Source organism: Thioclava sp. JE_KL1 (genome assembly GCF_009296265.1).
GTDB lineage: Bacteria > Pseudomonadota > Alphaproteobacteria > Rhodobacterales > Rhodobacteraceae > Thioclava.
This window is the reverse complement of sequence record NZ_WBJS01000004.1, coordinates 1-19,130: the sequence shown is the minus strand read 5'-3', so window position 1 is coordinate 19,130 and position 19,130 is coordinate 1. Positions and strand designations below refer to the sequence as shown.

The 19,130-nt window shown below is 60.8% G+C and carries 17 protein-coding genes and 4 pseudogenes; 13 read left to right on the top strand and 8 right to left on the bottom strand.

What is annotated here, in order from left to right; all coding sequences use genetic code 11:
• Positions 1 to 26: 26 nt before the first annotated feature.
• The 5 genes from F8R15_RS07995 to F8R15_RS07975 form a co-directional block, all read right to left on the bottom strand.
• A complete protein-coding gene (locus F8R15_RS07995) occupies positions 27 to 1,112 on the bottom strand; it encodes an ABC transporter ATP-binding protein (RefSeq protein WP_152844241.1) in 1,086 nt (361 codons plus the stop codon).
• 10 nt (positions 1,113 to 1,122) lie between these two features.
• Positions 1,123 to 2,763: an alpha-glucosidase gene (locus F8R15_RS07990; protein ID WP_152844240.1), complete on the bottom strand. Its 1,641-nt coding sequence runs from the start codon at positions 2,761 to 2,763 to the stop codon at positions 1,123 to 1,125.
• Complete coding sequence (locus tag F8R15_RS07985; protein ID WP_152844239.1) at positions 2,763 to 3,920, bottom strand: carbohydrate ABC transporter permease; 1,158 nt, start codon at positions 3,918 to 3,920, stop codon at positions 2,763 to 2,765. Before F8R15_RS07985 ends, F8R15_RS07990 begins: the two co-directional genes overlap by 1 nt.
• Positions 3,920 to 4,897 carry a carbohydrate ABC transporter permease gene (locus F8R15_RS07980; protein WP_078520616.1) on the bottom strand — a complete coding sequence of 326 codons (978 nt, stop codon included), beginning with the start codon at positions 4,895 to 4,897 and terminating at the stop codon, positions 3,920 to 3,922. The genes F8R15_RS07985 and F8R15_RS07980 overlap by 1 nt, the downstream gene beginning before the upstream one ends.
• Positions 4,898 to 4,970: 73 nt before the next feature.
• Positions 4,971 to 6,335, bottom strand: coding sequence for an ABC transporter substrate-binding protein (locus tag F8R15_RS07975; protein WP_152844238.1), 1,365 nt, complete (start codon positions 6,333 to 6,335; stop codon positions 4,971 to 4,973).
• Positions 6,336 to 6,591: 256 nt separating this feature from the next.
• Here F8R15_RS07975 and F8R15_RS07970 point away from each other — a divergent pair, with 256 nt between their 5' ends.
• The 13 genes and pseudogenes from F8R15_RS07970 to F8R15_RS07910 all read left to right on the top strand — a co-directional run.
• Positions 6,592 to 7,623, top strand: coding sequence for a LacI family DNA-binding transcriptional regulator (locus tag F8R15_RS07970; RefSeq protein WP_152844237.1), 1,032 nt, complete (start codon positions 6,592 to 6,594; stop codon positions 7,621 to 7,623).
• Between the two features lie 46 nt (positions 7,624 to 7,669).
• Positions 7,670 to 8,998 carry a GH1 family beta-glucosidase gene (locus tag F8R15_RS07965; protein WP_152844236.1) on the top strand — a complete coding sequence of 443 codons (1,329 nt, stop codon included), beginning with the start codon at positions 7,670 to 7,672 and terminating at the stop codon, positions 8,996 to 8,998.
• Positions 8,995 to 9,951: an ROK family protein gene (locus F8R15_RS07960; RefSeq protein WP_152844235.1), complete on the top strand. Its 957-nt coding sequence runs from the start codon at positions 8,995 to 8,997 to the stop codon at positions 9,949 to 9,951. The genes F8R15_RS07965 and F8R15_RS07960 overlap by 4 nt, the downstream gene beginning before the upstream one ends.
• Positions 9,952 to 10,064: 113 nt before the next feature.
• A complete protein-coding gene (locus F8R15_RS07955) occupies positions 10,065 to 10,355 on the top strand; it encodes an STAS domain-containing protein (RefSeq protein ID WP_152844234.1) in 291 nt (96 codons plus the stop codon).
• Entirely contained in the window at positions 10,346 to 10,711 is a 366-nt protein-coding gene (locus tag F8R15_RS07950; RefSeq protein WP_078520611.1) for a response regulator, read from the top strand. The genes F8R15_RS07955 and F8R15_RS07950 overlap by 10 nt, the downstream gene beginning before the upstream one ends.
• A 10-nt stretch (positions 10,712 to 10,721) precedes the next feature.
• Positions 10,722 to 12,959: a chemotaxis protein CheA gene (locus F8R15_RS07945; RefSeq protein WP_152844233.1), complete on the top strand. Its 2,238-nt coding sequence runs from the start codon at positions 10,722 to 10,724 to the stop codon at positions 12,957 to 12,959.
• Between the two features lie 3 nt (positions 12,960 to 12,962).
• Positions 12,963 to 13,433: a chemotaxis protein CheW gene (locus F8R15_RS07940; RefSeq protein WP_152844232.1), complete on the top strand. Its 471-nt coding sequence runs from the start codon at positions 12,963 to 12,965 to the stop codon at positions 13,431 to 13,433.
• The gene (locus F8R15_RS07935) at positions 13,430 to 14,269 is read left to right on the top strand and encodes a protein-glutamate O-methyltransferase CheR (protein ID WP_152844231.1); all 840 of its coding nucleotides are present in this window, start codon (positions 13,430 to 13,432) and stop codon (positions 14,267 to 14,269) included. Before F8R15_RS07940 ends, F8R15_RS07935 begins: the two co-directional genes overlap by 4 nt.
• A 24-nt stretch (positions 14,270 to 14,293) precedes the next feature.
• On the top strand, positions 14,294 to 14,680 hold the full coding sequence (locus F8R15_RS07930) for a response regulator (RefSeq protein WP_078550485.1): 387 nt from the start codon (positions 14,294 to 14,296) through the stop codon (positions 14,678 to 14,680).
• Positions 14,680 to 15,042 (top strand): hypothetical protein, encoded by a 363-nt coding sequence (locus tag F8R15_RS07925; RefSeq protein WP_152844230.1) that lies wholly within the window; start codon positions 14,680 to 14,682, stop codon positions 15,040 to 15,042. Before F8R15_RS07930 ends, F8R15_RS07925 begins: the two co-directional genes overlap by 1 nt.
• A gap of 41 nt (positions 15,043 to 15,083) precedes the next feature.
• A pseudogene (locus tag F8R15_RS07920) lies at positions 15,084 to 15,963 on the top strand (IS3 family transposase); the annotation flags it as partial.
• 63 nt (positions 15,964 to 16,026) lie between these two features.
• A pseudogene (locus F8R15_RS07915) lies at positions 16,027 to 16,720 on the top strand (integrase core domain-containing protein).
• A gap of 1 nt (position 16,721) precedes the next feature.
• Positions 16,722 to 17,018: pseudogene (locus tag F8R15_RS07910) on the top strand (IS3 family transposase); the annotation flags it as partial.
• Between the two features lie 80 nt (positions 17,019 to 17,098).
• On the opposite strand, the gene F8R15_RS07905 reads toward F8R15_RS07910, so the two are convergent.
• From F8R15_RS07905 to F8R15_RS07895, 3 genes and pseudogenes are all read right to left on the bottom strand, one after another.
• Complete coding sequence (locus F8R15_RS07905; RefSeq protein ID WP_078541065.1) at positions 17,099 to 17,620, bottom strand: chemotaxis protein CheD; 522 nt, start codon at positions 17,618 to 17,620, stop codon at positions 17,099 to 17,101.
• Complete coding sequence (locus F8R15_RS07900; protein WP_152844229.1) at positions 17,617 to 18,681, bottom strand: chemotaxis response regulator protein-glutamate methylesterase; 1,065 nt, start codon at positions 18,679 to 18,681, stop codon at positions 17,617 to 17,619. Before F8R15_RS07900 ends, F8R15_RS07905 begins: the two co-directional genes overlap by 4 nt.
• Positions 18,682 to 18,701: 20 nt before the next feature.
• Positions 18,702 to 18,977: pseudogene (locus F8R15_RS07895) on the bottom strand (methyl-accepting chemotaxis protein); the annotation flags it as partial.
• Positions 18,978 to 19,130: the final 153 nt, after the last annotated feature.

Below are 19,130 nucleotides of genomic sequence, written 5' to 3'. Positions count from 1 at the left end.
GATGCGCGATGGCCTGTTTGCGTCCGTCAGCGGTAGAGAAGCGACTGACCGTCCGCGAAGAGATGCACTTTGGACGGATCGGCGCCGAGAGAAATCTCGGTATAGCGGCGGTCGTGATGGATGCCGGGCAGTTTCGCGATGATCGGGTCGTGACCGCCTTCGGCCTCGAAATACAGAAGCGTCACTTCGCCCAGAGCTTCGACGATATCGACGCGACCGGTGTAGATCGCCGCGTCCTCGGTGGGCACGAAATCCTCGGGGCGCACCCCGATTTTCACGCGCCGCGACAGGTCCTCGGGACGCGTCGGGATGGTGGAACGTGCGATGCCGCCGCCATCGAGTTTCACCGTGGTCATCTCGCCCGTCTCGGTGATCTCGCCCGACAGCAGGTTCATCGCGGGAGAGCCGATGAACTGCGCGACAAATTCGTTGCGCGGTTGCTCATAAAGCTCCAGCGGTGTGCCGACCTGCGCGATCCCCTTGTTCGCCAGCACGACGATCCGGGTCGCGAGCGTCATCGCCTCGACCTGATCGTGAGTGACGTAGATCATCGTGCGATCGGGCATCGCTTCTTTGAGCTGGGCGATCTCGATCCGGGTGGCGACGCGCAGCGCCGCATCGAGGTTCGAGAGCGGTTCGTCGAAGAGATAGACCTTCGGGTCGCGCACGATGGCGCGCCCGATGGCGACCCGCTGCCGCTGACCGCCCGAGAGCGCCTTGGGCAGACGGTCGAGATAGTCGGTCAGTTGCAGCATATCCGCCGCCTTATTGACGGCGGCATCGATCTCTTCCTTCGACTGTTTCGCGATCTTCAGGGCGAAGGCCATGTTGTCGCGCACCGTCATGTGCGGATAGAGCGCGTAGGACTGGAAGACCATCGCGATGCCGCGGTTCGAGGGCGGCACGTCATTCATCCGCACCCCGTCGATCTCGAGCGTGCCGCCCGTGATCTTCTCGAGCCCCGCGATCATCCGCAGAAGGGTCGACTTCCCGCAGCCCGAGGGGCCCACGAAGACGATCAGCTCGCCCGCTTTGATGTCGAGGTTGATGTTCTCGAGAACCGACACCTCGCCATAGCTTTTCGCGACGTTTTCCAGTTTGAGTTCGGCCATAGTCTCCCCCTCAGGCCTCGTGTTCGTCGAGGCGCAGAATGCTCGGCTGCCATGGGCCGAGATGCAAAGTGTGATCGGGCATCGGACGGATCGAGCCCAGCTCGCCCCCGACCGTCACCCAGTTGCCCGGCGGAACGGTGGCGTTCACCGGATGATCGGACAGGTTGAAATAGCACAGGATCGTCTCCTCCTCGTTCCTGCGCGTGAAGACCAGCAGATCGCCGGAACAGTACATGTCCTCCATCGCGCCGGTCCGAAGCACGTCGTGATTGCGACGGAAGCCGATCGCACGGCGGTAATGGTGGAGAAGCGAGGCCGGATCGTGCTCGGCCACATCGGTCGCGATATTCTGGTGCGTGGTGGGCACCGGAAGCCACGGGCGCGCCTGCGAGAAGCCCGCATAGGCGGCGTCGCGTTCCCAGACCATCGGCGTACGGCAGCCATCGCGGCCTTTGAATTCCGGCCAGAACTCCTTGCCGTAAGGGTCTTGCAGGTCTTCGTAGGACAGCTCTGCCTCATGCAGGCCCAGCTCCTCGCCCTGATAGAGGCAGAGCGAGCCGCGCAGGCACATCATCAGCGAGGTATAGAGGCGCGCCGAGGCGGGCGTCAGCTGCCAGCGCGAGATATGGCGCTCCACATCGTGGTTCGAATAGGCCCAGCAGACCCAGCCGTCCTTGGCGACGGTATCGACCTTGTCGAAGACGGATTTGAAGTAGCTCGCCTTGAGCGGTTCATGCCCGGAGAGCAGCTCGAAGGCGTAGGACATCTGCATCTTGTCCGCGCCGGAGGTGTATTCGCCCAGGATCTCCAGCCCGCGCTGGCTGTCGCCCACTTCGCCCACGGCCGCCGCGTTGTAATTGTTCATCAGCGTCCGGAGTTTGCGCAGGAAGCGCAGGTTCTCGGGGTTGTTCTTGTCGTAGATATGGCGCTGGTGATTGTAGGGGTTCACCTTGGGCGCGGTCTGGTCGTTACGCTCTTCCGGCGGCAGCGGCGGATTATCGCGCAGCTCGTCGTCATGCATATAGAAGTTGATCGTATCGAGGCGGAAGCCATCGACGCCGCGCTCCAGCCAGAACTGCGCGACATTGAGCAATTCCTGCGTCACTTCCGGGTTGTGGAAGTTCAGATCGGGCTGCTCCACGAGGAAGTTGTGCATGTAATACTGCTCGCGCCGGCTGTCCCAATGCCAGCCCGGGCCGCCGAAGATCGACAGCCAGTTATTGGGCGGCGTGCCGTCGGGCTTGGGATCGGCCCAGACATACCAGTCCGCCTTCGGGTTGTCCCGGCTCGACCGGCTTTCCTGAAACCACGGGTGCTGATCGGACGTGTGGCTCAGCACCAGATCGATCATCACCTTCAGACCCAGCGCATGGGCCGTCGCGATCACCTGATCGAAATCGGCGAGGCTACCGAACATCGGATCGACATCGGTGTAATCGCTGACGTCATAGCCGAAATCCTTCATCGGCGAGGTGAAGAAGGGAGATATCCAGACCGCATCCGCCCCGAGGCTCGCGACATGCGGCAGGCGGCGGACGATCCCGAGAAGATCGCCGATGCCATCGCCATTGCTGTCCTGGAAGCTGCGCGGATAGATCTGGTAGATCACGGCCCCGCGCCACCAGTCTTCTTTCTTTGTAAGGGTTTTCATCAACCACCTTTAACCGAACCCGCCAGCAGACCGCGGACGAGATATTTCTGCATAGCGAAGAACACCAGAAGCGGCACGGCGATGGAGATGAAGGCGGCGGACGCCAGAATGCCCCAGTCGCCGCCGCGTGACCCCAGAAGGTCGTCGGCGATCTTCACAGTCATCACCTTCGAGGCGTCGTTCGCCGGAAGGAAGACCTTCGCGACAAGTAGGTCATTCCAGACCCAGAGGAATTGGAAGATTGCAAAAGATGCAAGCGCCGGGAATGACAAAGGCAGCACGATTTTCATGAAGATCTGGAAATCGGTCGCCCCGTCAACCTTCGCGCTCTCGATGATATCGCGCGGAAGACCGACCATGTAGTTGCGCAAAAGGTAGATCGCGAGCGGCAAGCCGAACCCGGTATGGGCCAGCCATATCCCGAGGAAGCTCTGCCCGATGCCGATCTCCTGATGGAGCCGCAAAAGCGGCACAAGCGCGAGCTGCAACGGCACGACCAGAAGACCCACGACCGCCGCGATCAACAGGCCCCGGCCCGGAAACTCCATCCAGGCCAGCGCATAGGCCGCGAAGGCCGCCACGAGGATCGGGATGATCGTCGCCGGGATCGTCACCGTCAGCGTGTTCATGAAGGCCTGCCCCATGCCGTCCGAGAACAGCACGTTGCGATAATTGGCCAGCGTGAAGGCGGGGGGCATGTCGGCCACGAAATAGACCCGCGGGCCCGAACCGTCGAAGCTCGTCTTCGACGTCGCCTTGTAGGTGCCGTCCTTGGCGACGCTCAGCGTGCCGCCATCGCCGGTATCGACCGTCTCGCCCGCCTTGTAGGCGCCCGGCTTGATGCCCGAGGTGCCGAACGCGGTGATCGTCGTGCCGGATTTCAGGTCATTCGCGTTCTGCCCGTTATTGAGCAGATCGCCCTCGAGCACATAGAGCCCGTCGACCTGTTTCTCGCCGTCGGCCGGGATTCGGTCGCGGAAGGCTTTCTCCACCGAGAACGCCGCGTCCCACCAACCCGACTGGCTGATCTGGTCGGTCGTGCGGAAGGAGCTGACCAGCAGCCCCACCGTCGGCACGAGCCAGAGCACCACCATGAAGACGACCGAGAGTTGCACCGCCCAAGTCAGGCGCGATTTCTGTCCTGCGATAGCGGCCATCAGCGCGTCTCCCTACGGGCTTGAATGATGTTCCAGATCATCACCGGCAGCACGATGATCATGATGACGAAGGCCACCGCCGTCGCGCGCCCGTCATCGCGGAACATGTATTGCATCATGTAGCTGGGCAGGATCTGCGTGCCGAAATTCCCGCCCGTCGTTGCGTAGACGATGTCGAAGACCTTCAGCACGAGGATCGTGATCGTGGTCCAGACCACGACGATCGTCGGCATGATCTGCGGCACCTTGATCTTGAAGAACAGCTGGAACGGGTTCGCGCCGTCGAGCACCGCGGCTTCGATCGTCTCCTCGGGTATGCCGCGCAGCGCGGCCGAGAGGATCACCATCGCGAAGCCGGTCTGGATCCAGATCAGGATCACCATCAGGAAGAAGTTGTTCCAAAACGGCACCTGCAATGGGTCGAGCGGCTGCATGTGGAAGGCCACGCGGATCGCGTTGATCATCCCGATATCGGGGTTCACGGCATAGACGAATTTCCAGATCAGCGAGGCGCCCACGAAGGAGATCGCCATCGGCATGAAGATCAGCGATTTCGCGATGTTACCCCATTTGATGCGATCGGTGAGCTGCGCGGCCAACAGACCGAGGAAGGTCGCGAGCGCGGGCACCACCAGCACCCAGAGGAAGTTGTTGAACACGGCCTGACGGAAGCTCGGATCCATCGCGAGCCGTTCGTAATTGCCAAGGCCGACGAAAGTGCCGCCGTCGCGGTTGAACAGCGAGCGCCAGAACGAGCCGACCACCGGATAGGCCAGATACAGACCGAGCGCGAAGATCGCCGGGAACAGGAACAGCCAAGGGCGGACCATGTTCGCGCGGTTGATGTTGCGCCCCGGGTCTTTGCCGCTCGGCGGGAAGATGACTTTGTCGAGGACGATATTCGCGGCGTAGAAATAGGCGACACAGCCGCCCACCCCAAGCGCGATCGTAATCAGACCCTGCAAGATCGGTGACATCTGGCCCCTCCCCGAACCGGCGTGAAAAGATGCGAACGCCCCCGGAGAACGGCTCCGGGGGCGCAGGCGTTACTTACTTCTGGATGCTGTCCCAGCGCTTCTGAACCGCGTCTGCGGCCTCTTGCGCGGTCTCGTCGCCGGTGGTGTAGGCGACCATCGCTTTCCAGAACGCATCCGTGCCGATCTCGCCCGGCATCTGGTCCGACCCGTCGAAGCGGAAGGTCGTGGCGTCCAGCAGGATCGAGTTCATGTGACGCTGCACGTCATTGGCGAATGCCGCCGGATTGACGTTCTTGTTCGGCGTCAGGAAGCCCGATTGCGCCATCCAGATTTCCGAGGCGATCGGCGTCTCGAGGAACTTCACGAAAGCTTCGGCGGCCTTGGAGTCCTTGGTGATGCCGAACATCGTGCCCGCACCGAGGACCGGCTTGCCCAGATCCTTGCTGGCATAGGACGGGAAGTAGAAGAAGTTCACGTCCTGACCAACCTTGGTTCCGTCGGGGAAGAAGGTCGGGATGAAGCTCGCCTGCTTGTGCATGTAGCATTTCGGCGGGAAGTCGAAGAGACCTTTCGGGCTGTCGCGGAAGTCGGTGGTGGCCACCGCCTGCTCGCCGCCTTCGGCGAAGCCGGGGGTCTTGGCGAACCAGCCGTAATCCTTGATCGCCTCGACGACCTTGGGATCGTTGAACTTCAGCTTGTTGGTGACCCAGTCGTCATAGGTCTCGGGCGACTGCGTGCGCAGCATGAAGTCCTCGACCCAGTCGGTTGCGGGCCAGCCGGTCGCAGCCCCGGAGCCCAGACCGATACACCACGGCGTGCCGCCATCGGCCTTGATCTGCTCGGTCAGCGCCTTGAGGTCCTCCATCGTCTCGGGAACCTTGTAGCCCGCTTCCTTGAAGTTCTCCGGCACATACCAGACGAGCGATTTCAGGTCCGCCTTGAACGGGAAGGTGAAGGTATGGTTCTCGCCGTCCTTGCCCTTGTAGGTCGACAGATCCTCCCAGGACTTCCCGGCGGCGTAATTGTTCTTGATCCAGTCACCCGTGCCATCAGGCATCGCCGTCAGGTAGCCCTGCTTGGCCATATCAGAGGCAAGGCCCGGCTGCGGAAAGACCGCGATGTTCGGCGGCGTGCCGGCCTTGGCTGCGATCACGATATCCTGCTCGAAGCTTTCCGAACCGGAGTAGTTCACCCTGGCGCCGGTCGCGGCCGAGAAATAGGCCAGAACGCTCTCGAAAAGCGCCTTGTCGTTGCCCGTCCACGGGCCGGTGATCGTGAGCGTCTCGCCGCTCAGATCGGTGTCGTTCTTGAATTGGTCATAGCTCGCCCAGTCAAACTTGTCGGCATCACTGCCCGGCGCGAATTTGAGATCCTGCGCGTGAGCGAGCCCCGCCGACAGCGCGAGCGCCGCGATCCCAAGCATCAGATGTTTGGTCATGAAATCCTCCCGGTGTGTCGCGCTTTTTGGCCCAAGGCGACTCGCCCGCCCAAAGCGCTTTGGACAGCTCCGACCGTTTCAGAGCCTCGCGAAGAAGTCAATTGTGCCTGCTCACGCTAAAATCAATTCCGCTTTATATCCTCATGACTTACCCAGAAGTTTATGCCGCATCGCAGCATATGCCGCGCCGCACGCGCATCATTGACGCCGATAGACGCGCACCCTAGGCTCGCGATAATCCAAAGCGGTTTGGCTCATGAATCTCAAGACATTGGCACTCGAATTGGGGCTGTCGCCCACCACTGTGAGTCGCGCGCTCAACGGCTACCCGGAAGTCTCCGAGGCGACGCGGCGTCGGGTGCGCGAAGCGGCAGAGGCCGCCAATTATCATCCCAACACGCAGGCCAAGCGCCTCGCGACGGGCCGGGCGATGGCCATCGGCCACATCATCCCGATCTCGGACCGCCACGAGATCGTGAATCCGGTTTTCGCGGATTTCATCGCGGGCGCCGGTGAAGTCTATGCGCGTGCGGGCTACGATATGGTTATGACCATCGTGCCCGACGATTCCGAGGCCCGCGCCTATGCTGAGCTGCGCTCGAAAGGGAATGTGGACGGCGTGCTGATTCACGCACCCAAGGTCGAGGATCACCGCATCGCCATGCTCGACACGCTGGGGATGCCGTACGTTCTGCACGGGCGCGTCAGCGGATCGGATTCCGCCTTCAGCTGGGTCGATGTGAACAACAAGCGCGCTTTCGAGCGGGCCACGAATTTCCTGCTCGATCTGGGGCATCGCCGGATCGCGCTGATCAACGGCATCGGAGAAATGGATTTCGCCCGCAGACGTCGGCGCGGCTATGAGGCGGCGCTCAAGGCGCGCGACATGGCAATCGACCCGGCTCTGATCGTCGAGGGCGAGATGACCGAGGCGCAGGGCCATGATGCGGCGCGCGAGATGCTGCAATGGCCCGACCCGCCGACGGCCTTCCTGACCGCCTCGCTGCTCTCCGCTATGGGTGCGCGGCGCGGGATCGAAGAGGCCGGGTTGGTGATGGGGCGCGACGTCTCGATCGTGACCCATGACGATGAGCTGGGTTACCTGAAAAACGGCACGGCGGAAGAGCCGATCTTCACCGCGACGCGTTCCTCGGTGCGCGAGGCGGGACGACGTTGCGCGGCGCTTCTGATCGAGCAGATTGAGAGCGGCGACTGCCGCCCGCGCCACGAATTGATGGAGGCGGTCCTAGTCGTCGGCCAGTCCACCGGTCCGGTCCCCACGCAATGAGGCGCGCTGCGCCCGAGTTGAAACCAATTTTATATACAGGATGAAGATGCTCCCGAAACGCTCTGATTTTCCTTCCGATTTCCAATTCGGTGTCGCCACATCCTCCTATCAGATCGAGGGTCATTCCTTCGGCGGTGCGGGCCCGACCCATTGGGACACTTTCGCCGCCACGCCGGGCAATGTCGTGCGCGCCGAGAACGGTGCGGTCGCCTGCGACCACTATCACCGCTGGGAGGAAGACCTCGACCTGATCGCCAATGCAGGCTTCGACATCTACCGCTTCTCGACCTCCTGGGCGCGGGTGATGCCGGAGGGGCGCGGCCCGGTGAACCGCGAGGGTCTGGATTTCTACGACCGGCTGGTCGACGGAATGCTGGAGCGTGGCCTCAAACCGGCGCTCACCCTCTATCACTGGGAATTGCCTGCCGCGCTCGCCGACAAGGGCGGCTGGCGCAATCGCGACATCGCCTCGTGGTTCGCGGATTTCACGCAGGTGATCGCGGATCGGCTCGGCGACCGTATCTGGTCCGCGGCCCCCATCAACGAGCCGTGGTGCGTCGGCTGGCTGAGCCATTTCCTCGGCCATCACGCGCCGGGCCTGCGCGACATCCGCGCAACGGCCCACGCGATGCATCACGTGCTGCTCGCCCACGGCAAGTCGATCCGAGTGATGCGCGCGCATGGGATGAAGAACCTCGGCGCGGTGTGCAATCTCGAATACCCGATCCCTGCCGACGAGACGCCCGAAGCGGCGGCGGCCGCCAATCTCTATGATGCCTATTACAACCGCTTCTTCGTGGAGGGCATCTTCAAGGGCCGCTACCCGGAGGAGGTGATGGAGGCCTTCGCCCCCCATATGCCGCACAATTGGGAAGACGATTTCGCGCTGATCGGCGAGAAGCTCGACTGGCTCGGCCTCAATTACTACACCTGCAAGCGCATCGCGCCCACCGAGGGACCGTGGCCTGCGCATCACGAAGTCGACGGCCCGCTGCCCAAGACCGCGATGGGATGGGAGATTTATCCCGAGGGGCTCTATCAGTTCCTGACCCGGCTCGCGCGCGACTATACCGGCGATCTGCCGCTCTACGTCACCGAGAACGGCATGGCCGCGCCCGATGTGGTCGAAGACGGCAAGGTCGAGGACCCGCATCGCATCGCCTATTACCGCGACCACCTTGCCGCCGTGCAGCGCGCGATTGCCGAGGGTGTTCCGGTGAAAGGCTATATCGGCTGGTCGCTGATGGACAATTACGAATGGGCCCTGGGCTATGAGAAGCGCTTCGGGCTCGTGCATGTGGACTTCGACAGCTTGCAGCGCACCCCGAAAGCGTCCTATCTGGCATGGAAAGACGCATTGGGGAGCCGCGGATGAGCGATCAAATCACCCTGCTGGCCGATATCGGCGGCACCAATACACGCGTGGCGATGGCCCGCGACGGCAAGCTGATCCACTCGACGATCCGCCGCTTCTCGAACAAGGGGCGGGGCGCGCTTGAGGACATCCTCGAGGAGTATATCCGCGACGAGGATTGCGGCGAGATCGCGGGCGCCTGCGTGGCCGCCGCCGGTCCGGTGCGCGATGACGTGGCCGAGATGACCAATCTCGCCTGGGTGATCCGCGCCGATAATATCGCGCGGCTGACCGGGACCGATCATGTCTTCGTGCTCAACGATCTGCAGGCGCAGGGCCATGCGCTGGGAAGCCTCGCCGAAGATGCCGTGCACCCGATCCTGGCGGGCCTGCCTGCGAAGGAGGGCTCTGCGCGGCTGGTGGTCGGGATCGGCACCGGGTTCAACGCAGCGCCCGTGCATGAGGGTCCCGGCGGGCGCGTCGTGCCCCCCTCCGAGGCCGGGCACACCACCTTGCCGATCGAGACCGAGGAGGATTTCGCGCTCAAGACCTATCTCGATGCGAAACACGATTTCGCCAGTGTCGAGCATGTCGTGTCGGGGCGCGGTCTGGAACGGCTCTACGCCTATCTCAGAGGAGAGGACGACGCGACCACCTCGGGCCAGGAGATCCTCGAAGCGATCACCCGCGGCGAGGAAACCGCCGTCGCGGCTGGCCAGCTTTTCGTGCAGATGCTGGGCCGGGTCGTGGGCGATCTGGCGCTGACCCACCTGCCCTTCGGCGGCATCTACCTGATCGGCGGGGCTGCGCGCGGCGTCGTCCCGTGGCTCGACGAGTTCGGTTTCGCCGAGGCGATGCAGGCCAAGGGGCGCTTCTCGGAATTCCTGCGCGCTTTCCCAGTCAGCGTGGTCGAAGACGACTACGCAGCGCTTCAGGGCTGCGCCTCCTATCTTTCTTCGCGCGTGATGCGATAGGCGCGTTTCCGTCAAGGCTATTTTAACGGCTTGGGCTTAGACCTCTTTCACGGATGTGTTTGAAAGAGGTTGCCGATGCGTACGCTCTGCCTTCGTGACTTTGTGGTGGCGCCATGACCGCGCTTGCCCTGCCCGACCGGATCGACCTTGCGACCGTGCGCCCCTTGCAAGCGTCGCTGCAATGCGTGGCGACGGAAGATGTCGCCCTCGATGCCTCCAGCGTGACCCATTTCGGCGCGCTGGGGCTGCAACTGCTGCTCTCTGCGGCGAAGACTGCCCGCAACGCAGGTCACCGCTTCGAGATCGCCGAGCGTTCGGAGGCGTTCGACAGCGCCCTGACCCGGTTCGGCGTCTCGCTTGAAGACCTCCAGCACCTGCCGGATGCGGAGGCCCCATGTCACTGAAAGTTCTCGCGGTCGATGACAGTCGCACCATTCGCGACATGCTCAAGCTCACCCTCGAACACGCCGGGATGGAGCTTTACCTCGCCGAAGACGGCGTGCACGGGCTGGAGGTGCTCGACGGGCTGGAGCCTGACGCGATCATCTCCGACATCAACATGCCGCGCCTCGACGGGTTCGGCTTCATCGAGGCCGTGCGCGGGCAAGACCGCCACCGCGCGACCCCGATCCTCGTCCTCACCACCGAATCCGCGGCCGAGCTGAAAGCCCGCGCCCGCGCCGCCGGGGCAACCGGCTGGATCGTGAAGCCCTTCGACCCGACCAAACTGGTCAAGGCGCTCAACATGGTTGCCGGATAAGGAGCGCGACATGTCCGACCCGATGGCAGAAATCAAAGCATCCTTCTTCATCGAATGTGAAGAGTTGCTCGAAAGCCTGCAAGACGCGCTCTCCGACCTCGACGAGGGCGCTGACGATGGCGAGACGATCAATGTCGTCTTCCGGGCAGTCCATTCGATCAAGGGCGGCGCAGGCGCCTTCGGCCTCGATGCGCTGGTCGCTTTTGCGCATCGGTTCGAAACCGTTCTGGACGAACTACGCGCCGGGAGGCTCGACCTGACGCCTGAGGCGGTCAAACTCTTTTTCCAGGCGGCCGATCTGCTTGCAGACGAAATCCATGCCGCGCGCGAAGGGTCTCGCGAACCCGAGGCCGCCGAGGAGTGCCTTCAGGCGCTTGAGGCGCTTTTGGGGGATCGGGGCGCTGCACATAGGGCTGATGCGGAAGACGAGACCGAGGCCGCGGACTTCCAGCCGATGGGCCTCGCGCTCGACCTCGACTTCGATTTCACGCCAGAAGACGCGTCCCCGGCCAGCTTCACTCTGCAATTTCGCCCGGACGGCGCACTCTATGCCTCAGGCAACGAGCCGCTGCAGCTTCTCCGCGCCCTCGCCGAGATCGCGGAAGTCTCGATCATGACCGACGCATCAGCGGTCCCGCCACTCGATGCGCTCGACCCGGAGGAGAACCATCTAAGCTGGACCGTACAGATCACTGGGGATGTAACGGAAGACGAAATCCGGGAGGTGTTCGAATTCGTGGAAGACGTCTGCCAGATCGATATTTCGTCGATGCCAAAGTCATCTGAAACGCCCCTCCCGGAGCAGCCCGAATTAGAAAGCGAGCCGTCGGGCGACACTGACGAAGATGAGAAATTTGAACCCGACGCGGAAGCGAATGGCCCCGGTCCCGTCGATCCCGCGCCTCCCCCAACCAACGAGATAGCGGAGATCGCAACCGAAGCTCCCGCGCGCACGCCTGACCCGGGTCCGGCCGAGCAACAGGCAGAGGCTGCGAAGCCCTCCGCCGCTCAGCCCGCGGCATCTAACACCGCTCCCGCTGCAGAGCCCGGCGCCACCGTACGCGTCGATATCGAGCGCATCGACCGCTTGGTGAATCTCGTCGGCGAATTGGTGATCAACCAAGCCATGCTTGCTCAATCCGTGACCGAAGCCGGTCTGCCGCCAAATTCCGCCGTGAATACCGGGCTCGAAGCCTTCATGATGCTGACCCGTGACATTCAGGACAGCGTGATGATGATCCGCGCTCAGCCGGTCAAGCCGCTGTTCCAGCGGATGGCCCGGATCGTGCGCGAAGCCTCTTCGGCGATCGGTAAGGATGTCCGCCTCAAAACCGAAGGTGAGACCACCGAGGTCGACAAGACCGTCATCGAGCGCCTCGCCGACCCGCTCACCCATATGATCCGCAACGCAGTCGATCATGGCCTCGAAACCCCCGACATGCGCGAAGCCGCTGGCAAACCGCGCGAAGGCGTCGTCATCCTATCCGCTCACCATCGCTCCGGTCGGGTCGTGATCGAAGTCAGCGATGACGGTGGTGGCATCGACCGCAAGAAGGTCTTCGAAAAAGCCATCGAAAAGGGGCTTGTCGCCTCGGATGCCCAGCTTTCCGACAGCGAAATCGACAACCTACTCTTCCTGCCCGGTTTCTCTACCGCAGACCTGGTCTCCGCGCTCTCGGGCCGCGGCGTCGGCATGGATGTCGTGAAAAGCTCGATCCAATCTCTAGGTGGCCGGATATCGATCACCTCTGAACCCGGCAAGGGCAGCTGCTTCTCGATTTCCCTGCCACTGACTCTTGCCGTGCTCGACGGAATGGTTGTCAATGTCGCTGGCGAAACCCTCGTGGTCCCGCTCTCCTCGATCCTCGAAACCGCGACTCTCACAAGCGAAGACATCCGCGCGCTCGGTCCATCGACCAACGTCATCCATCTGCGGGGCGCCTTCGTCCCTCTTTTCGACCTTGGTGCAGAACTCGGATACCGCGGACCGAAGCGCTCCTACAGCGGCGACGTCGTTCTGCTCACCGCTCAGGAAGATGGTGCCCGCTCTGCCCTCGTCGTCGATTCAATTCTCGAGCAGCGCCAGGTCGTCATCAAGGGGTTGCAGCAGTCCTACGGTCACATCCCGGGAGTCGCTGCCGCCACGATTCTTGGCGACGGTCAAATCGCGCTCATTCTCGACCCTGCCGATCTCGTTCAAACCGCCTCGGGCAACACCCGCGCCATAGATATTTCACTCGCAGGATAAGCCATGACCGAAGACACCACACCCCAAAACGATGCCGCTGAAGTCGAGCTTCTCTCCTTCCGCCTCGGCGAAGAAGAATACAGCGTCGACATCATGTCCGTGCGCGAAATTCGCGGCTGGACCCGCGCGACGCCACTGCCTCACGCGCCTGCCTTCATCCGCGGCGTAATCAACCTGCGCGGTACCGTTCTGCCTGTCGTCGACCTTTCCATCCGTCTCGGTATGGAACCGGTCGCCGGTGACGCACGCAATGTGATCATTGTCGTCCAGGTCGGCAGCCAAACCGCAGGGCTTCTCGTCGATGCGGTCTCGGACATCCTCGCCCTGCCCCGCTCTGAAATGCAATCTCCGCCCGACCTTAATGCCGACATTTCGCAACGATACATCTCGGCGCTCACAATCGTAGACGGCCGGATGATCAGGATTCTCGATCTCACGTCCGTGTTGCCGCAAGAGGCGATCGAAGCTGCATGAACGTACCCCTGTCCACATTGGGGCAGGTCGCACCGACCGAGTCCGAATTCAGAGCTATCGCTCAACTCCTGCACGAGACGACGGGCATTGTGCTTGCACCCGGCAAATCTTCGATGGTGCAAAGCCGTCTTGCAAAGAGACTTCGGACCTTGGGGCTCGCGCAATACAAAGACTATATCGCGCTCGTGACCTCCGAATCTGGTCGCGAAGAGCGTCGACAAATGGTGTCCGCACTCACCACAAACGTGACCCATTTCTTCCGCGAGAACCATCATTTCGAATCCTTGCGCCGTATCGTTCTTCCCACCCTCTTGGAAACCGCAAGGAATGGTGGTCGCGTTCGGCTCTGGTCTGCGGGATCGTCGAACGGACAAGAAGCCTATTCGATAGCCATGACGATTGCCGAATGCGCGCCTGATTTTGCAAAGCTAGACCTTCGGATACTCGCAACCGACATCGACCCTCTTGTGATCGCAGCAGGGTCGAAGGGTTTCTATCCCGCGACCGCAGTTGCAAATGTGCCCGAGACTTTGCGAAAGAAATATTTCCGACCGGAGGGTGAAGACTTTCAGATCATCTCAGAGCTCCGCGATATCGTGAAGTTTCGCGAGCTCAATCTTCACGATCCTTGGCCAATGCGCGGAAAATTTGACGTAATCTTCTGCCGCAACGTCGTCATCTATTTCGCGGCCGAGGCACAAGTCAGTCTTTGGAAACGGTTTGAGGAACAGCTAGCGCCAGGCGGGTACTTGTTTGTTGGCCATTCGGAAAGGGTGACAGATGGCGATCAGTCTAAACTCAGAACCGCTGGCGTCACCTCTTATAAACTGACTTAACCTAACTGGACAGGATCGCATTTTATGGCATTACGAGACCAATTACGCATCCTCGTGGTCGATGACATGTCGACAAGCCGCGGGCTCATCATGCAGGCGCTTGACGCGATGGGGATCCGGCAGGTGGGATACGCAACCGACGGCAAAAGCGCGCTCCAGATCCTCGAAGCCAAGCCTGTCCATCTTGTGATTTCTGACTATAACATGCCGGGAATGGACGGACTGCAATTCCTTCAGGCGATGCGAAAGGATGCTCGCACAAAGGGGTTAGGCTTCATCCTGATCACCGGGCGGGCCGATCGTGAAGTCATCGATACGGGTCGACGGTTCGGGATGAATAACTTCATCAAGAAACCATTCACTCCGCCCGAACTAAAAGCTTGTATTGAAGCCGTTGTAGGACGTTTGTAATGCAACAGCAGGCACGCCGAGTTCCGCTTGCTGATCTAACTGCGCGCGTCGGGCGTGAACTGGAAGCGCTCGCTCGCATGTCGATTTCACTCCAGCGTGCCCTTTCGGCGAGCGGGATCGACAGCAGCCTTCCTCCGCAGATCATTCGCGAGTTGCAGAGCATTGATCGCATCAGCCAATCGCTCGAAGATCTCGGGGTGTTCGTCAGCACACTAGCTGAACAGATTTCACCCGACTTAGCCTGCGATGCTGACCCAATTTTCGCCTCGCTTCGACTTCAAGATCTCGCTGATACACTCGATCCGCAGCACTTCACGGAAATTGAAACACGCGCCTCAGAAGGTGGCGTCAGTTGGCTTTGATTGAATAGCCCCGTATATCGTGGACGCCTTCTTTGCTCATTTTGAGGCAAGGAGGCCATGATGAGCAGCGACCCACGTTCAGCGACGATTTCGAGCGAGATGCCGTCGCGCAGCTCTCGGAGAGGGGTTACCCGTTCAGGGACGTAGCCGAGCGCTTGGGCGTGAGCCAATACTCCCTCTACTTCTGAAAGAAAAAGTTCTCGAAAGCCTCGACTGGCGACGCGGAGAAGGTTGCCGAGATCCGTCGGCTCAAGAGTGCCCTCCTGAGAGTGACGGAGGAGCGGGACTTTCTAAAAAAGCGCGAGCCATTGTCCGCCATTGGTCCGAGGACAATGGCGAGCGCGTATTTCGCCAGGGATGCCAAGTGAGATACGCTTTCGTGACCGAGCATCGCGGGCAGTTCTCTATTCGGATGATGTGGCGCTGCTTACGTATCCAGCCGAGTGGCTTCTACGCGTGGCTGAAGGCCCCACTGAGCAAGCGAACTCGAGAAGACGAGCGCCTGATTGCGCTGCTGAAGGAGGCGTGGGTGGAAAACGGCAAGGTCTATGGTCACCGCAAGCTACATGACGACCTTCTCGAGCAGGGCGAAAGCATCTGCCTGAATCGGGTCGCCCTTTTGGCCAGGCTGGCGGGCATCAAGGCGCAGATCGACAACACTCTAGACCGACAGTTCAGCGTGGCGACACCGGATAAGGCCTGGGTGACCGAGATTTCCTATCCGCAAACAGGAAGGTTTCGCCTATCTCGCCGTGGTCATTGATGGTCGTCAGGAAAACGATCCCCCGGATCGTTTTCTCATCCTCATCTATCTCGCGTCGTGTCGTCGGCTGGGCAATGCAGAGCCGCCAGACGACAGACGTTGTCCTGCAAGCGCTACTCATGGCGCCATGCCGGAGGAAACCCCGGGCAAAGGTTTTGTGACCTGCCACGGGGTTTTTCCTCCACCGTCGATTGGAGACCGACCCAACTTGAGGACGGACAATGAAGCGAATGAGATTCACGGACGAGCAGATCATCGGCATCCTGGCCGAATACGAGGCAGGCGTGAAGTGCGCGGGCCTGTGCCGCAAGCACGGCATGTCGGAAGGGAACTTCTATAACTGGAAGGCGAAGTTCGGCGGCATGACGGTGCCGGAGGCAAAGCGGCTGAAGACGCTCGAAGACGAGAACGCCAAGCTGAAGAAGCTGCTTGCCGAGCAGATGCCGGACTTGGCGGCGATGAAGGAACTGGTTTCAAAAAAGTGGTGACGATGAGCCATGTCATACCATTGGTCCGAGAGACAATGGCGAGGGGCACGGAACTGACCTCCAACGCCATCCTGCGGTGGTGTGCCGAGCACAGTATCGAATGGCACTACATCGCGCCGGGCAAGCCGATGCGAGACACGGCTTCGTGGAGAGTTTCAACGGCCGGATGCGCGATGAGCTGCTCAACGAGACCATGTTCCGTAACTTGGCTCATGCGCGCGTCATGATCGCCGCTTGGGCTGCCGACTTCAACACCGAGCGTCCGCATTCGGCCTTGGATTACGAGACCCCGGCTGACTACGCGCGGGTACTGACCACCGCAATCGCCCGCGCCGCTACGCGAGATGACAACTCCGCGCGTCAGGCGATTGCTCAACCTACGCCGATCGGCGTAAATACCAACCGGACTCCGGTCGCTGCTGAATGAAAGACCCGTGGCGGGTCAGCTGATCCAATCGGACCAGGGAAGCCATTTCACCAGCATGGACTGGGCGGCGTTCCTGCGAGCCCACAACCTGGAGCACTCGATGAACCGCCGTGGGAACTGCCATGATAACGCGGTAGCTGAGAGCTTCTTTAACCTGCTCAAGCGTGAGCGGATCAGACGACGGACCTACCGAACACGCGAAGAAGCCAGACGGGATGTGTTCGACTACATCGAGATGTTCTACAATCAAAAGCGCACGCACGCCCGGAACGGAATGCTGTCGCCCGTCAGCTTTTAGCGGCAGCAGAAACTGAAACACGAAGGCGCCTGAGAGACGCGGGGCCATTCATTTGACATGTATTGCTCCCATCCAACACGTCAGAACAGTTCGATTTCGCGAGCCGGCGCGGGCGTGACATCGCGCTCAAAGACTTCTGCATTACCAAGCATTTTCTGGCGCGCGCGGCCAGTATCGGGCCAGAACTCTACCCTACGCGCTTGAGAACCGCCCAAACTCTGGCTGACACATGTGATACGTTCCTTAGCTAGGAACGCGATTGAGAACTCGCTATTCTTCAAGCCGATGTCCGAGAGGCCGTTGACCATGCGCGCACCACCAAATAGCTTCGCACGTAGCTCACTGCGCTGCGCCCCGTGTTTAATAAGTTCATTGATCAAAAGCTCCATCGCATTCACGCCGAAGCTTGCCGCTTGAAAGGTTGAACCAGTCGTATTCGGCAATAGAAAGTGGTTCATACCACCGACCTGCGCATTTTCATCGTAGAGACAACAGGCGACACAAGAGCCGAGGATCGTTGTAATAGATTGCGCGCCCGTGCCGGCGACGAGAAACTCGCCTTGCGAAATATGGATCGGTCTGTCTGTGGAAACTGCATTCATGTTTCACCTACTTTCCTGACCTTTGCCGGGCTCTGAGCACATCTCCTGAGAATTTCTGGGGCGATTTTTTCAAGGGCCACCGAATAGGACGCCGCGCCAATTTCGAGCGCTGCCCTCGGCATTCCAAAAACAGTCGACGTTTCCTTGTCTTGGGCAAAACAATGTGCTCCAGCTCGGCGCAAGAGCATCATCCCCTCTGCGCCATCTCGGCCCATACCGGTGAGTAAAACGACGACGGCATTCGTAGCCATATCCAGTGCGGATTCGAACAGAATATCCACCGACGGTCGATGTCCGTTTCGCTTCTCGCTTTCAAGCAATGACAGGTAAGGTGTTCTGTCATTTTGAACCGTGAGATGCGTCGGGCCACCAGGCGCAAGATAGACTTGCCCTTGTGCGAGAGGGAGGCCCGTTTGGCCAAGCCGCACACTTGGCGCGATGATACGATCAAGCCGTTCGGCGAAGCTCGCGAGGAAGCTCTCTGGCATGTGCTGCGCTATGAGCGTGGGCGGGCAATTTTCAGGAAATCCCTTCAAGATCGTCTCGAGGGCGTCAACGCCGCCGGTCGAGGACCCGATCAGCACGATTTGACCGGCCCAGTGAAAGTTTCGTGCGGGCCTCACCGCAGCTCGCTCGACCCCACTCTGAGGCAGGCGCGCGTTTGCTGCCGCAAGAAGAATATCTGGAAGCGTCTCAAAACTCTTTTCGAGGTGGCCAGACCGCGGCTTTCCCACGCAATCGATCGCACCGAGGGCGAGCGCTTCGATTGCGGCGCGCGATCCGCTATGGGTTTCCGTCGACACCATGACCACAGGCATCGGTCTCAAACGCATGAGGCGTTCAAGAAAATCGAGGCCGTTCATCCGCGGCATCTCGACATCGAGCGTGATCACATCCGGCGAAAGCGCTTTAATTTTTTCACGCGCCTCAAACGCATCCGCCGCTTCGCCGACGACGACTAGGCGCGCGTCGTTTGCCAGACGCGCTCGAATAAGTTGACGCATCGTAGCCGAGTCATCGACGATGAGAACTTTCTTGGCGAGCGGCAATTCGTTTGGCATCGCGTGTCCTTCGTGCGAATTCAAAACTCTTCCCAGTCTTCAGCTGAAAAGGTGGTACCGCGCGGAGCGGTTTCGCCCACCGCTTGCGGAAGTTCACGGCCTCCTTCGCTTGCCTGAACCCCATGTTGATTTTGCGCCAACAGAGTGCTCTCGCCTTCGTTTGACGTCGTCCGCATACTGACTTTGAACTGGGCAGTGATGTCGCGCAGGGATGTCGCATTTGTCATCAGAGCGTGACTGGCCGCGGTCGTTTCTTCGAACATTGCTGCGTTTTGTTGCGTCACCTGGTCCAGCTGATTCGTAAGCGGTGTCTGAGCGGCACGTTGTCTGCGCCGGCGCGGACTGCGAGGTGATACCCATCTCAAGATGGGAGTGCGTTTCGCAATGGATGCTCAGACTGCGTTTCTCAGATCGCTGGGAGTTGAGATCTTCGAGAGCGGGCACCGCCG